At 70.0% G+C, this 14,763-nt stretch carries 12 protein-coding genes; 6 read left to right on the top strand and 6 right to left on the bottom strand.

Annotated elements, in window-relative coordinates; genetic code table 11:
• Nucleotides 1–33: 33 nt before the first annotated feature.
• The gene (locus tag FMM06_RS09315) at nucleotides 34–993 is read left to right on the top strand and encodes a threonine ammonia-lyase (RefSeq protein WP_144236965.1); all 960 of its coding nucleotides are present in this window, start codon (nucleotides 34–36) and stop codon (nucleotides 991–993) included.
• On the opposite strand, the gene glpD is transcribed toward FMM06_RS09315, so the two are convergent.
• Entirely contained in the window at nucleotides 990–2,495 is a 1,506-nt protein-coding gene (glpD, locus tag FMM06_RS09310) for a glycerol-3-phosphate dehydrogenase (RefSeq protein ID WP_144236964.1), read from the bottom strand. The genes FMM06_RS09315 and glpD overlap by 4 nt on opposite strands.
• 41 nt (nucleotides 2,496–2,536) lie before the next feature.
• Here glpD and glpK point away from each other — a divergent pair, with 41 nt between their 5' ends.
• Both glpK and FMM06_RS16795 read left to right on the top strand, forming a co-directional pair.
• Nucleotides 2,537–4,003 (top strand): glycerol kinase GlpK, encoded by a 1,467-nt coding sequence (gene glpK / locus FMM06_RS09305; RefSeq protein ID WP_144236963.1) that lies wholly within the window; start codon nucleotides 2,537–2,539, stop codon nucleotides 4,001–4,003.
• The gene (locus FMM06_RS16795) at nucleotides 4,000–4,170 is read left to right on the top strand and encodes a hypothetical protein (protein WP_185965115.1); all 171 of its coding nucleotides are present in this window, start codon (nucleotides 4,000–4,002) and stop codon (nucleotides 4,168–4,170) included. Before glpK ends, FMM06_RS16795 begins: the two co-directional genes overlap by 4 nt.
• Here the strand turns inward: FMM06_RS16795 and FMM06_RS09300 are convergent.
• The gene (locus tag FMM06_RS09300; RefSeq protein WP_185965114.1) at nucleotides 4,167–6,008 is read right to left on the bottom strand and encodes a YbhB/YbcL family Raf kinase inhibitor-like protein; all 1,842 of its coding nucleotides are present in this window, start codon (nucleotides 6,006–6,008) and stop codon (nucleotides 4,167–4,169) included. The two genes, FMM06_RS16795 and FMM06_RS09300, sit on opposite strands and share 4 nt — an antisense overlap.
• Before the next feature lie 147 nt (nucleotides 6,009–6,155).
• Between FMM06_RS09300 and FMM06_RS09295 the strand changes: the two genes are divergently transcribed.
• A complete protein-coding gene (locus FMM06_RS09295; protein WP_144236962.1) occupies nucleotides 6,156–8,276 on the top strand; it encodes a PQQ-dependent dehydrogenase, methanol/ethanol family in 2,121 nt (706 codons plus the stop codon).
• A gap of 38 nt (nucleotides 8,277–8,314) precedes the next feature.
• Nucleotides 8,315–9,010: a hypothetical protein gene (locus tag FMM06_RS09290; protein WP_144236961.1), complete on the top strand. Its 696-nt coding sequence runs from the start codon at nucleotides 8,315–8,317 to the stop codon at nucleotides 9,008–9,010.
• On the opposite strand, the gene FMM06_RS09285 is transcribed toward FMM06_RS09290, so the two are convergent.
• Nucleotides 9,007–10,098: a fatty acid desaturase family protein gene (locus FMM06_RS09285; RefSeq protein ID WP_144236960.1), complete on the bottom strand. Its 1,092-nt coding sequence runs from the start codon at nucleotides 10,096–10,098 to the stop codon at nucleotides 9,007–9,009. The genes FMM06_RS09290 and FMM06_RS09285 overlap by 4 nt on opposite strands.
• An 83-nt stretch (nucleotides 10,099–10,181) precedes the next feature.
• On the opposite strand from FMM06_RS09285, the gene FMM06_RS09280 reads away from it, so the two are divergent.
• Entirely contained in the window at nucleotides 10,182–10,817 is a 636-nt protein-coding gene (locus FMM06_RS09280; RefSeq protein WP_144236959.1) for a trimeric intracellular cation channel family protein, read from the top strand.
• Here the strand turns inward: FMM06_RS09280 and sppA are convergent.
• The 3 genes from sppA to FMM06_RS09265 form a co-directional block, all read right to left on the bottom strand.
• Nucleotides 10,814–12,703, bottom strand: coding sequence for a signal peptide peptidase SppA (gene sppA / locus FMM06_RS09275; RefSeq protein WP_144236958.1), 1,890 nt, complete (start codon nucleotides 12,701–12,703; stop codon nucleotides 10,814–10,816). The genes FMM06_RS09280 and sppA overlap by 4 nt on opposite strands.
• Before the next feature lie 89 nt (nucleotides 12,704–12,792).
• The gene (locus FMM06_RS17185) at nucleotides 12,793–13,533 is read right to left on the bottom strand and encodes a PEPxxWA-CTERM sorting domain-containing protein (RefSeq protein WP_235889189.1); all 741 of its coding nucleotides are present in this window, start codon (nucleotides 13,531–13,533) and stop codon (nucleotides 12,793–12,795) included.
• Nucleotides 13,534–13,862: 329 nt separating this feature from the next.
• Complete coding sequence (locus FMM06_RS09265; RefSeq protein WP_144236957.1) at nucleotides 13,863–14,585, bottom strand: PEPxxWA-CTERM sorting domain-containing protein; 723 nt, start codon at nucleotides 14,583–14,585, stop codon at nucleotides 13,863–13,865.
• Between the last annotated feature and the right edge of the window lie 178 nt (nucleotides 14,586–14,763).

Here is a 14,763-nt window from a genome sequence, read left to right as displayed (position 1 = left end):
ACTTAACCGGCGGCCAAAAAGGGAGTTTTTTGAATGGTTTCTCGTGTCGATGTGGAGGCTGCGGCCGCCCGGATCGCCGGTTATGCGGTGCGCACGCCGCTGCTGCGCTCGGACGCGCTCGACGCCGCGACCGGCGGCAAGCTGTGGTTGAAGCCCGAGAATCTGCAGCGCACGGGCTCGTTCAAGTTCCGCGGCGCCTTCAATCGCCTGTCGGCGCTGACCCCCGGCGAGGCGCCCGGCGGTGTCGTGGCCTACTCGTCGGGTAACCACGCGCAGGGCGTGGCGCTGGCGGCGAAGCTGCTCGGCCTGCCCGCGACGATCGTCATGCCCGCCGACGCCCCCGCGGTGAAGGTCGCGCGCACCCGGGCACACGGGGCCGAGGTCGTACTGTACGACCGCTACACCGAGGACCGCGCCGCCATCGCCGCGGCGCTGGCTGCGACCCGCGGCGCGGTGATCGTGCCGCCCTATGACGACCCCTATATCGTCGCGGGGCAGGGCACGGCAGGACTCGAGGCGGCGGCCGACCTCGCGGCGATGGGCGTCGCAGCCGATGTCGCGCTGGTCTGCTGCGGCGGCGGCGGGCTGGCGAGCGGCATCGCCATCGGTTCGGGGCTGCCCGTCGTCGCGGTCGAGCCGATCGGCTATGACGACGTGGTGCGCAGCCTCGCCGCGGGCATGATACTCCCCGTCGACAACCCCGGCCCGACGATCTGCGACGCGCTCCAGACCCTCGCCATGTCGCCGCTGACATTCGGCATCCTGAGCAGCTACGGCGCGCGCGGTGTCGTGGTCAGCGACGACCAGGCGGCGGCCGCGGTCTCCTTCGCCTTCCGCGAACTGAAACTCGTCGTCGAACCCGGCGGCGCCGTGGCGCTGGCGGCGGCGCTGGAGGGGGTGGTCGACCTCCGGGGGAAGACGGCGCTGGTGATCTTGTCGGGCGGCAACGTCGGGCCGGAGGTGTTTGCGCGCTGCCTTGCGGGTAGAGCCTAGCCGCCCGGCGTCGCGAAGCGGTGGCCGGCGGCGGGCACGTCGTCCATCGGCGCCTCCGCCTCGCCGAACCACGCGGCGACGCGGGCCTTTGCCGCACCATCGAGGTGCAGCCCCAGCTTGGTGCGGCGCCACAGAACGTCGTCCGAGGTGGTCGCCCATTCGTGGTCGCGGAAATAGGTGAGCTCGGCCTCGAACACGCCGCCGAGGTTCTCGCCCAGCCCGGCGGTCAGCAGGGGCTCGGCGGCCGTGCCGAGCGTCTTGGCGAGGCGCTTGACGATCCTGGGGTCATAATCGGCGTGGGCGACGATCAGCTGGTCGAGCCAGCGCGCGAACGCCGCCTGGCCGGTCTCGCCCTTGTCGCGGGGGACGTCGCCGCCGGGCAGGGGGGCGGCGGCCGTCCAGATCTTCGTGGCTGGCGCGACGATCTTCATCACCGCTTCGGCGAGCACGCGGTAGGTGGTGATCTTGCCGCCGACGACGGTCATCGCGGCGACGCCGGGGTGCTCGACGAGGCGGTAATCGCGGCTGGTCTCGCGGTCGCCCTTGCCGGGTTCGAGGATCAGCGGGCGGACCCCGGCGAAGCGGTGGACGATGTCGTCGCGGCCTAGCGGATGCGTCAGATAGGCGTTGGCGGCGCCCAGCAGATAGTCGGTCTCGGCATCGGTGATCCCCGCAGCCTCGGGTGTGTCGACGTCGCGCTCGGTGGTGCCGACCAGCGAGAAGTCGCGCTCGTAGGGCAGCACGAAGACGATGCGGCCATCGGGCTGCTGCAGCATGAAGGCGTCCTTGCCCAGATGGACGCGGCGCGTGACGAGGTGAGAGCCCTGCACCAGCTTGAGCGGCGGCGCGTCGTTGCGGCCCATGACCTTGCGCGCGACGCTCTCCGCCCAGGGGCCGGCGGCGTTGACGAGATATCTCGCGGTGAGTGTCTCGCCGCTGTCGAGGTCGACGTGCCACACGTCGCCGTCGTGATGCGCGGCGGTGACCCGCGTCCTTGTCCGGACAAGTGCCCCCTTGTCGGCGGCGTCGCGGACGTTGGCGACGACGAGGCGCGCATCGTCGATCCAGCCGTCCCAGTAGCGATAAGCGCGGCGGTACTTCGCCTGCAGCGCGCGACCGGCACGCTCGCCGCGCAGGTCGATGCGCGCCGACCCCGGCACGACGCGGCGCTTCGCCAGCCGGTCGTAAAGGAACAGCCCGGCGCGCAGCATCCACTCGGGCCGCCCGGGCACGACGGGCAGCACGAAGCCCTGCGGCCAGCTGATGTGCGGTGCAATGTCGAGGATCACCTCGCGCTCGGCCAGCGCCTTGCGGACCAGCCCGAAGGCGTAGAATTCGAGGTAGCGGAGGCCGCCGTGGATCAGCTTGGTCGATGCGCTCGACGTCGCGCCCGCCAGGTCACCCGCCTCGACCAGCGCCACCGACAGCCCGCGCCCCGCGGCGTCGCGGGCAATGCCGGCGCCGTTGATGCCGCCGCCGATGATGAGGAGGTCGTGGATCACCGCCGCTTAACTACGAGCGCCGCGCTTGTTAGGGAAGGCGGATGAACGACCTGATCCTCGTCCTCGACGAAGGCACGACCTCGACCCGCGCGCTGGCGTTCGACCTGGCGGGCAATATCGTCGCGCAAGCCGCGCGGCCGCTCACGCAGCACTTCCCGCGGCCCGGTTGGGTCGAGCACGACGCCGCCGAGATCTGGGACCATAGCCTGGCGTGCCTGCGCGATGTCGCTGCTGAGGTCGGGGAAGGCCGCATCGCCTGCCTCGGCCTGACCAATCAGCGCGAGACAGTGGTGTTCTGGGATGCCGCGACCGGCGAACCGCTTGCCCCGGCGATCGTCTGGCAGGACCGGCGGACGGCCGACGCCTGCGGGCAATTGCGCGACGGCGGGCACGAGGCGGTCGTGCAGGCGACGACCGGCCTGCTGCTCGACCCCTATTTCTCGGGCACCAAGATCGCCTGGGCGCTGGCCGAATGGCCTGCCGTCAAGGCGGCGGCGGAGGCTGGGACACTGCGGCTCGGCACGATCGATTCGTACCTGCTGTTCCGCCTGACCGAGGGGCGGGTGCACGCGACCGACGCGACCAACGCCTCGCGCACGCTGCTGATGAACTTGGGCACCTGCGCGTGGGACGACGCGATGCTCGAACTTCTCGGGGTGCCGCGCGGACCGCTGCCCGCGATCACCGACTGCGCAGGCGCGCTCGGGACGACGACGCTGCTGGGCCACGAGATCGCGATCACCGGCAGCGCGGGCGACCAGCATGCCGCCGCCATCGGCCAGGCGTGCCTGTCCCCGGGACAAGTGAAGGCGACCTACGGCACTGGCTGCTTCGTCCTCGCCCACGCCGGGCCGGAGACACCGGTGTCGGCGCATCGCCTGCTCGCGACGCTGGCGTGGCGGCTGGACGGGGTCGCGTCCTACGCGCTGGAGGGCAGCATCTTCACCGCGGGCGCGGCGGTGCAGTGGCTGCGCGACGGTCTCGGCATCATCGGGGACAGCGCCGAGACCGAGGCGCTGGCGCGCAGCGTGCCCGACAGTAGCGGCGTGGTGTTCGTGCCGGCGCTCGCGGGCATGGGCGCGCCGCACTGGCGGCCCGACGTGCGCGGCCTGCTGACCGGCCTATCGGGCGGCACGACGCGTGCGCACGTCGCCCGCGCCGCGCTCGAGGCGATGGGGCACCAGACCGCCGACCTGCTCGCGGCGCTGGCGTCGGACGGCGTCGCGCCCGAACGGTTGCGCGTCGACGGCGGCATGGTGGCGAACGACTGGCTGTGCCAGGACCTCGCCGACACCACCGGACTGATCGTCGAGCGCCCGCGGGTCATCGAGACGACCGCGCTGGGTGCCGCAATGCTGGCAGGCGTCGGGGCGGGACTGTTCGCCTCACTCGACGAAGCCGCCGCAATGCGCCAGAGCGACCGCGTGTTCGAACCCGCCATCTCCCCCGAAGACCGTGCCGCTCGCCGCGCGCGCTGGGCCCGCGCCGTCGCACAGGCGCTGGCATGAGCGACCTGACCCAGGCCGCGATCACCGCGGCGATGTTTGCGGCTTTCGCGCTGATCGGCACTGGCGTGTGGATGCTTGTCAAGCACGTCGGGACGAAGCTCAAGGCCGGGCTGATGATCGCCGCCGGCGCGGTGACGATCTTCAACGTCTGGGTGAATACGCTCTAGAGCTTCGCCGCCGGCCGCGCCTGGGCGTAGCGGCCGACCAGCTCGCCCTTGGCGATGACCTTGCCCGCCATCGCGGCGATCACCGCCTCGCGCTCGGCACCGGGTGCGAGGCCCAGCGGTGCGCTGAGCGCGAAGACCTGGAAGTGATAGCGATGCGCCGGCTCGCCGACCTTCGGGCGCGGACCGAACCAGCCGGTGCCGCCGCGCGAGTTGCGGCCGTGGACGAAGCCCGTCTTGACCCGCATGTCGCCGGGCAGGCCGCCGGGTAGCGCGACCAGCGTCGCCGGGATGTCGTAGGCGATCCAGTGCGTCAGCGGCTTGGGCTTCGGCGCGTCGGGATCGTCGACGATGACGACATAGCTCTGCGTGTTGAGCGGCGCGCCCGACCAGCCGAGCTGGGGCGACGTGTCCTCGTAGTAGGCACTGTGCCGCGCCGGGATCAGCGCGTTGGCGGCGATGTCGGCGGAACGGACGGTGAGCTTGGCCGCCGTCGCCGTCTCGGGCCGTGCTATGGCGATCGCCGGACCCGCGAGGCGAGGTTCGTCGCGCTCGACAGCCACGCGCGCCCGCGCTGCGACGGGCGCGCCCGGGCTGCCGGAATAGCTGACCCGGTAGATCACGCCGTTCTTGTCGTCGCTGAACAGCAGCGCGCCGTCGGGCGCCATCGCGGTGCCGGCCAGCCGCCCGTACTGCGCGTGACCGTCGCCGGTCTTGCGGACGAAGCCCGTGACGAAGGGCTCGACCGCGGCCGCGGCGCCGTTCTCGAAGCGGATGCGCGTGATCTCATAGCCTGCCGGGCTGCTGCGATTCCACGAACCGCGCTGCGCGATGAAGGCGTCGCCCGCGTACGCCCCCGGGAACATCCGCCCGGTATTGAAGACCATCTGCATGCCCGCCGAGTGCGCGGTGTAGGTCACAACGGGACGCTTCGCGAGCGTGTCGAACTCGGGGACCTTGACCCCGGCATGCTCGTCGTCCTGCGGGTTGAAGCCGCCGTCGCCATAGATCAGCGGCCAGCCGTACATCTTGCCGCGCTCGATCTTGTTGACCTCCTCGCGCTGATGCTCGTCGCCCAGCCAGTCGATGCCCTGGTCCCAGCCCCACATTTCCGACGTCGCGGGGTGCCAGCCGAAGCCGATCGTATTGCGCAAGCCGCTCGCGAAGATCGTCCGCGACTTGCCGTCGAGGCTCGCGCGCACGATCGCCGCGTTCTCGTCGCTACTCTCCCGGCACGCGTCGCACGTCGATCCGATCGAGATGTACAGCATGTTGTCGGGGCCTACCGCGAGCGTGCGGTTCAGGTGCTGCCCAGCATCGGGCAAGTCCTCGATGATCCGCGTCAGTTCGGACAGCGTGCCGTCGGGACGCACCTGCGCGGTCCACACGTCGTGCGTGCCGACGATGTACATCACGTTGTTGTGGATCGTGATGCCGTGCAGCCCGCGGCGCTTGGCGACGATGGCGCGCGTGTCGGCCTTGCCGTCGCGATTGGTGTCCTTGAGCATGACGATGTCGCCCTCGGTGCGGCGGCTGAGGTACACCGTTCCGTCGGGCGCGACGGCGAGCATGCGCGCATTGCCGAGATCCTGCGCGAACACGTCGACCTTGAAGCCCTGCGGGACCTTCAGCGACGCCGCGAAGTCTGGGCCCGGCTTCTCGGCGCGCGGCTCGTAGACCGCACCCGCTACGCGGACGTTGGCAGCCTCGGGATTGGGCAGACGCTGGCCCGAGGGCTCGACGCTGCGCTCGCCGATCTGGCCCGGCCCAGGCGCCTGCGCCGATGCGGCAGCAGCGAAGGCGAGGGCAGAGCCCAGCAACAGGCGATGGGCGAAGGTCATGCGTAAGCTCCCGGAGACTGCAGGCTGAACGCCGCCGTTCACGTTCCGGGTCCCTCGGCGCGGCGCGGTGTCGCTTGGCACGGCCCCGGCCGGCTGCTAGCTTTTGCTCCGCACGACCGGGAACCGGCGGCGGCAGGGGAGTGGGCGATGGGCTGGCGAGCGTCGACGAGTATCCTGGCACTGGCAGGCGCTGCGTGGATCGGGCTGGGCGGCGCCGCCCCCCAGCGCGCCGCGGTGACCAGCGAGCGCCTGCTCGGCGCGGCGGCGGAGCCCGGCAACTGGCTGACGCACGGCGGCACCTATCTCGAGCAGCGCTTCTCGACGCTCGACCAGATCAACGCGGGGAATGTCGGCAAGCTGGGGCTGGCGTGGTCGTACGACCTCGACACCAATCGCGGGCAGGAGGCGACGCCGCTCGTCATCGACGGGGTGATGTACACCACGACCGCCTGGTCGAAGGTCGCCGCGCTCGATGCCGCGACGGGCAAGCCGCTGTGGACCTTCGACCCCAAGGTCCCCGGCGAGCGCGGCTTTTCGGCGTGCTGCGACGTCGTCAACCGCGGCCTCGCGGCGTATCGCGGGCGGCTTTACCTCGGCACGCTCGACGGGCGGCTGATCGCGCTCGATGCCGCGACGGGGAAGGTCGTGTGGTCGGTGGTCACCGTCGACCAGTCGAAGCCGTACACGATCACCGGCGCGCCGCGGATCGTGAAGGGGCGGGTCGTCATCGGCAACGGCGGCGCCGAGTATGGCGTGCGCGGCTATGTCAGCGCGTACGACGCGATGACGGGCAAGATGGCTTGGCGCTTCTACACCGTGCCCGGCGATCCGGCGAAGGGGCCGGACGGCGCGGCGTCGGATTCGATCCTCGCGACCGCGAGCGCCACGTGGTTCGGCAAATACTGGCGGGCGGGCGGCGGCGGGACGGTGTGGGACGCGATCGTCTACGATCCCGAACTCGACCAGCTGTACATCGGCGTCGGCAACGGCTCGCCCTGGAACCAGCAGGTCCGCAGCGAAGGCAAGGGCGACAATCTGTTCCTGTCTTCGGTCGTCGCGCTCGACCCCGATACAGGCGCGTACAAGTGGCATTACCAGGGGACGCCGGGCGAGACGTGGGATTTCACCCAGACCCAGCCGATCATCCTCGCCGACCTGACGATCGACGGCGTCAAGCGCAAGGCACTGATGCAGGCGCCGAAGAACGGGTTCTTCTACGTCGTCGACCGGACGAGCGGAAAGCTGATCTCCGCGAAGAACTTCGTCGCGCAGACCTGGGCGACGGGGGTCGACCTGAAGACCGGGCGCCCGATCGAGGTCGAGGGGGCGCGCTTCCAGAAGGCCGGCACGATGATGGCGCCGTCGGCGCTCGGCGCGCACAACTGGCACCCGATGGCCTATTCGCCGCAGACCGGCCTCGTCTACCTGCCCGCGCAGGACGTGCCTTATTACTACGAGACCGCGACCGGTTATAAGTATCGCGCCGGCGCATGGAACATCGCCGTCGACGCCTACAAGAACGCGCCGCCCAACGACCGCGCGCAGACCAAGGCGATCCGCTCCATGCTCAAGGGGCAGCTGATCGCCTGGGACCCCGTCGCGCAGCGCGAGGTGTGGCGTGCGCAGTATGACGGCCCGTGGAACGGCGGCGCGCTCGCGACGGCGGGCAACCTCGTCTTCCAGGGAACGGGGCGCGGCACCTTCCAGGCGTTCGACGCCGCCAAGGGCAGTAAGCTGTGGGAGTTCCCCGCGCAGACCGGCGTGATCGCCGGGCCGGTGACCTACACGGTCAAGGGCGTCCAGTACGTCGCGGTCATGGCGGGCTATGGCGGCGCCTATCCGATCAGCAGCGGCTTCGACGAGGTCCGCCCCGCGCAGAACGGCCGCGTGCTGGTGTTCAAGGTGGGTGGCACCGCCAAGCTTCCGCCCCCGCCGCCGCTCGACCTGCCGCCGCCCAACCCGCCGACGGAGACGTTCACCGCGGTCCAGCTGACGCATGGCGGCGAGGTGTTCGAGGGCAATTGCGGCGTCTGCCACGGCGGCGGCGCGCGCTCGTCGGGCGTGCTGCCCGACCTGCGACGCTCGGGGGCGCTGGCGGACCCGGCGATGTGGCAGACCATCGTCCACGACGGCGCGCTGAAGGACCGCGGCATGATCGGCTTCGGCAAGTATCTGACGAAGGACGATATCGAGGCGGTGCGCGGCTATGTCGGCGTGCAGGCGAAGTATCTGGCGAGCGAGGAGGCGGGCGCGAAGGGCGGGCGCTGACGCTGGCGCGGCCCTCGCCCTCGCGCTAGGCCCGCGCGATGATACGGCTGACCCCTCGCAGACGCGGCTGGCGCGGCTGGCTCTACGCGACCCATTTGTGGGTCGGCATCGTCGTTGCGGTCCAGCTGCTGCTGTGGACCGCCAGCGGCCTGCTGATGACCGCAAACCCGATCGAGACGGTGCGCGGCGAGCATCTGCGCCGCACGCTCGCGCCCGTCGACCTGCGCGGCGTCGGGGCGGTCGTGTCGCCCGCTGAAGCGATGACCGGGCGCACCGACGCGCTCGAACTGACGACCGTGCTCGGCCGTCCGGTGTGGCGCGTCACTGAAGGCAAGGCGAAGTGGCTGGTCGATGCTCGGACTGGCAAGCACTGGACGTTGACTGCCGCCGACGCCGTGGCGGTGGTGCGCGCCGCGACAGTGCTGAGCGGCGAGCCGGTGGTGACGCGCGTGCCCGACCCGCCGCCGCTCGAACTGCGCCGTCCCGGCGGGGCATGGCGCATCGACTGGCCCAACGGGACGCACGTCTATGTCGGGACTGCGGGCGACATCCTCGCGCTGCGCACGAACACGTGGCGGTGGCACGACCTCGCGTGGGGGCTGCACATCCTCGATCCCGTTGAGCGGGAGGACACGCACCATCCGGTGCTGATCGCAAGCGCCGTGCTGTCGCTGATCTCGGTGATCAGCGGGATCGTGTTGATCGTCGTCTACTTCCGGCGTCGGCGCGCCTAGCGCGAGGCGCGGACCGATCCGCCGACGAGGCGCACGACGAGGCCGCTCAGCCCGGCATGGTTGGCGACATGGTACGCCGAGGTCGACGGCAGGCCCGCCGCGAGGCGCCGGTGCGCCTCACCGAGCGCGTGGTACGGCACGCCGGGAAGCAGGTGGTGCAGCGCGTGATAACGCAGGCCCACGGGCGCCCAGAGTGCGGGCAGCAGGCCCGGCGGGGGCACGTTGACCGTGTCGAGATACTGGGCGGTGACGCTGATCGGGTCGCCGTCGTTCTCCCACAGATGTGCGACGAGGGTGCGGACCTGGTTGAGCACCGCGACGCCCGACGCGACGATCAGCAGGATTGCGAACGACCGGAGCGGGATGACACCGGTGGCGACCATCGTCAGCAGCGCGATCGCCCAGACACTGGCGAGGCTTTCCCAGACCAGCCAGTCGCGCGCCACCGCACCCTCGGGCGCCTTGCGGCGGAAGGCGGGGTTGATGCTCAGCGCCGAATAGCGCTCGACGACGAGCCGGCGGAAACCGGGGATGACGAACGACAGCGGCGCGATGACGCCGAAGCGCAGCAGCAGCACGATCGGCGCGATCGCCGACACGCCGAGAAACACCAGCAAAGTCGCGGGCTTCATCAGTGCCAGCGGCAGATACTCGGGGTCGTCGGCGGTGCCATAGCGCGTGCGCGCGTGGTGGAGGTTGTGGACGCCCTCGTACAGGAACGACGGCACGAGCAGCGGCACGCCGAGCAGCAGGTTCCAGCCCGTGCGGAAACCCGCGACCGCGTTGGGCTTGAGATGCGTCAGCTCGTGGATGAAGCTGCCCGCGCGGTAGAGTGCGAGGATCGCGACGATGCTCGCGGCGACGGTCAGCCACCAAGGGCCAGCGACGATCGCCAATGCGAGCGCGCCATAGCCGAGCACGGCGGACGCGAGCAGGTCGCCCCAGAAGATCGCGGCGTTCGGACTGTTGAGGTCGCGCGTCAGCCGCGCCGCCTCGCGGATCATCGCGGCGTCGTCGGACGACACGCGCGGGGCGGGGGCGGGTGCCGTGAATTCGGCCCGCTCAGCGGTCAGGACGGCTGTGTTCATGGAGCCCATATAGGGCACGCACGCGGATTCGTCATCAGGCGCGCGGGTCGCATGCCGCCGCCGAACGCGATAAGGCGGAAATCATGCCCCTCACCACCGCCCTCACTATCGAAGCCGCCCGCCCGCTGCTCGCCGGTCTCGACTATGCCGGCGTCGCGGTCTTCGCGGCGTCGGGGGCGCTCGCGGCGGCGCGGGCCAAGCATACGATCGTCACCTTCGCCTTCTTCGCCGCGGTCACCGGGGTCGGCGGCGGCACGCTGCGCGACCTGCTGATCGGCGCGCCGGTGTTCTGGGTGTACCGCTCGGACTATCTCGGCGTGTGCATGATCGCGGCGGGCGCTGTCTGGCTGCTGCGCGGCGACCGGTTCCGCGAGGATGCGCTGCTGTGGCTCGATGCCGTCGGCCTTGCGGCGTATGCGGTAATCGGCGCGGCCAAGGCGCTCAGCTACGGCGTGCCGCCATTGGCAGCGGTGGCGATGGGCGTACTGACCGCGAGCTTCGGCGGCATCGTCCGCGACGTGCTGGCGGGTCAGCCGTCGGTGCTGCTGCGCCGCGAGATCTATGTCTCGGCGGCCGCGCTGGCAGCGGTGGTGTTCGTCGGGCTCGACCTGGCGGGTGCCGGGGTGGAGGTTGCAGGGCTGGTCGGCGCGGCGGCGGGCTTTGCGCTACGGGCGGTCGCGCTCCGGTGGAACGTCGCGCTGCCAGGGTATCGGGACTAGCGCCCCAGCAACGTCCCCGCCAGCTTCGCCATCCACCCCGTACCGGCCGCGACCGCCACCGGGCGCGGTGCCGACAGGCTGGAGCACGACAGGCAGTGCGCCTGGATCGTCGGGCCGCGGGCGACCGCCTGGGCTTCGCCGAACGCCGCGAACAGGCGCAGGCGCGACAAAGCGGCGGCACGCGCGAACGGGTCGCGCGCGGTGCTTTCGGCGTCGTCACCCTCTTCGACGCCCAGCGCGCTGGCGAGCAGCTGGCCGAGCAGCGGCGGAGCCTTCTCGACGTCGATGGTGCGCGTATCGGCAGGCAGGCTCGCCCGCTTCGCCGCAGCTGCAATCGCAACGTCGAGGCCGCCGAGCTTGTCGACCAAGCCGATCTGCTTGGCGGTCGTGCCCGCCCAGACACGGCCCTGACCGATCTCGTCGACCCGCGCCGCGGGCAGCTTGCGCGCACCCGCGACGAGGCCCGTGAAGCGGCGATAGATGTCCTCGACCGACGCCTGCAGGATGGCGCGCGTCTCGGGGGTCAGGCCGCGCAGCACGTCGGGGTCGCCCGAATAGGGGGTCGACTTGACGCCGTCGGTGCCGACGCCGAGGTCCTTCAGCGCGCGGTTGAAGGTCGGGATGATCGCGAACACGCCGATCGATCCGGTGATCGTCGAGGGCTGGGCGACGATCTCGTCGGCTGCCGTCGCGACCCAATAGCCGCCGCTCGCCGCGACGGGTCCGAACGATGCGACGACGGGCACGCCGCGACCGCGCGCCTCGCTCAACGCCTCGCGGATATGCTCCGACGCCAGCACCGACCCGCCGGGCGAATCGATGCGCACGACAAGCGCCTTGATGTCGGGGTTGGCGAGCGCGATGTCGATCTGCTCGGCGATCGTGTCGCCGCCCGCCTGGCCGTTGGGCGCCTCGCCGTCGACGATAGTGCCCGCGACATAGACGATGCCGATCGCGTCCCCGCTGCCGGTCGTCTTGGTCGCGGCGCGGTAGCGGTTCAGCTTGATGCCGTTGAACGAGCCGGGGCGCCCGTCGCTGCCCTCGCCGACGGTCTTTGCGATCATCCGGCCGAACTCCGCGCGGTTGCCGATCCTGTCGATCAGGCCGGCCTTTTGCGCAGTCGCGGCGAAATCGCCTTTCGAGGCTGCAACGCGCGCCGGCAGGTTCGCGAGGAACGCATCGACGTTGGCGCCCTTGCGCGCTGCTGCGACATCGGCGGCATAGCTGTCCCAGATCGTGTCGACGAGGATCTGCTCGACCTTCTCGGCCTCGGGCGAGGCGTCGGCGCGGGTGAACGGCTCGACCGCCGACTTGTAGGTGCCGACCTTGAAGACCTCGACATCGATGTCGAGCTTGTCGAGCGCCGCCTTGAAATACAGGTTGGGGCCGCCGGGGCCGCTGAGCAGCACGCCGCCCAATGGGTTGACCCATGCCTGCGACGCCTGGCTCGCGAGGTAGTAGCCGTCGTCGGTATAGGCGGTGGCATAGGCATAGACGGGCTTGCCCGCCGCCTTGAAGGCGCGCAGCGCCGCGCCGATCGACTGGAGATTGGCTTGGCCCGCCCCGAGGAAGGTGTCGAGATCGAGCACCGCGAGCTTGATGCGGCTGTCGGTGCGCGCGCTGTCGAGCGCGGCGATGACGTCGCGGACCTGGATTTCGGGCGGCGTGTCGGCGCCGCTGAAGAAGGTGAAGGCCGTGCCCGGCGTCGCCTGCTCGACGACCGAGCCGTCGAGGTCGAGCACCAGTGCCGCGCCCGACGGCACGCTGAGCGGTGCGCGCGCATTGAGCGCCGCCCATAGAGCGACGAAGAACAGCAGAAGCAGCAGCAGGACGAGCAGGTCCTTGATGCCGACCAGCACCTTCCAGGTGCCGCGCACGAAACTCATCGGTCACCCTCGGGTCAGATTGCCGTATGACCGATATAGAACAGCTGCGGCCCGACGCAACCGGCGTGGCGTCGGGCCGCAGCGTGTCGTCAGGCGGTGACGGTCTTGAGCGTCCGCCGCCGCATCGCGCTGCCGACCAGGCCGAAGCCGGTGATCATCATCGCCCAAGTGCCGGGTTCGGGGACGAAGGCCAGGGTCTCGATCGATTCGAAGCCGATGGCCCCCAGGCTGTGCGTGGCCAGCATGGTCCGCGTCTGCGGCAGCTGGGTCTTGTCGACCTTGGCATAGATCGCCGCGAGCGCCGCGAAATCGATGGCGTTCGGCGCGGTGTTGGCGAGCCTGTAGCCCGGCAGCAGGCCGGTCGGATCGTTGGTCACGTCCATGCAGCTGCCGGTGTTGGAATTGGTGCGGATGTCGTTGGTGTGCGCGAGGCCGAGCGCATGGCCGGCCTCGTGGCAGGCAGTCTGCGCGCGCCAAGCGGCGGTGTTGTACTGCGGCTGCGAGAAATAATAGTCGTTCAGCTTGATCGTCACCTGGTTGATGAAGCCGCCGCCCAGCCAGACGCTGGTGTAGCCCAGCCAGCCCGTCGCGCCGTAGTTGCCGCTGCAAACCTGGACCGTGCCGTACTTCGGGCCGCACGCCGCGCCGGTGGTGCTGCCGGCGGTGGGGATGAAGTCGATGTTGGCGACCGCGCTCCACTGCTGCGCGGCGGTCGCGATGTACGGATCCCAGGCGGCCGAGACGTTGTCGCCGAACTTGATCGAGAGCGTGCTGGTGCGCGCCCATTTGTAACCGTTCCATGATTGTGCCGGCAACGCGACCGCAGGCACTGCCACCGCTATCGCCGCCACCCCCAACAAGACCCGCCCGTAACGTGCAAAGCGCTGACCCATCACTTTACTCCACTCTCGCAGCCGCCCGGCACCTGCCGGTCAACTCCCCCCCGGGAGACGGTCTCGCTTGCTTGGTGTTAACGACGATAAGTTAAGCGTCGATGATGGATCGACGGAGAGTGCGCTTTCGCAGGTGAAGCGACGATAGGTTTATACGCGGCCCCGCAACGGCTTAAGCGACAGTGAAATGACGAGGGGAGGGCCCGAAACGAAAACGGCCGCCGCCCGGTGGGGCGACGGCCGTTAACCGAATTAGCGAAAGCTAATTAGGCGGTGACGGTCGGGAGCGACTTGCGACGGCGCATCGCGGTGCCGACCATGCCGAAGCCGCCGATCATCAGTGCCCAGGTCGCAGGCTCGGGAACGACCGGCAGGCCGCCACCGGCGAACTGGTCGGCGCTGAAGCTGCCGGTGATGGTGCCGGCGAAGCTGCCCACGCCACCGTCGAAGCTGCCGGCCGAGACGGTCGGGTTGATGCCGGTGATCGCGAACGCCAGGTCACGCGCGGTCGACTGCGAGAAGTCGAGGAAGTCCGACGTGAAGGTCACGAAGGCCGGCGGCTGCGCAACGCCGTAGTTGGCGGTGGTGCCGTCGATCTGCGCCGTCACGGCGCTGCCCGAGAAGGTGCCGGTCAGGAAGTTGGTGCCTGTCGCGCCGCCGAACGTCACTGCCGACGCCGAGGTGAAGCTGAAGCTGCCGCCGATGACCGGGGCGAAGCCGATGCCGCTCGTAACGCTGCCGCCAGCCGTGGTGGCGAGTAGGTTGAAGATCGCGTCGAAATCAGTGGGCGTGCCGCCGACTGCGTCGAGGAAACGGAAGGTAACCGGCTGGGCGGTGCTGCTCAGCGTGCCGGCACCGTTGGCGGCACCGGTGAACTCGACGCTCGGAAACAACGACGTGGCAGTGAACGTCGCGAAGGTCGTGACGGCGGCGGCCGGCGCGGCAACCGCAAAACCCGCAGCGAGCGCGAGGGTCGAAAGCAATTTCATGGGGGATACTCCAAACAACGAACAAATCCAAAGAACCTCGCCGCACCCTGCGACAATCTTCCCGGGCTAGGCGCGATAACCCATTCTTAACCGACCTGTTCCCCCAAATATAAATTATTTTTTAACGATTACTGATTTGCGTTAATGGACATTGCTGCGTTGCACCAAATGCGCCATT

The sequence above is a fragment of the Glacieibacterium frigidum genome (assembly GCF_007097155.1).
GTDB lineage: Bacteria > Pseudomonadota > Alphaproteobacteria > Sphingomonadales > Sphingomonadaceae > Glacieibacterium > Glacieibacterium frigidum.
The sequence above is the reverse complement of the archived record's forward strand: the minus strand, read 5'-3'. Positions and strand labels throughout refer to the sequence as shown.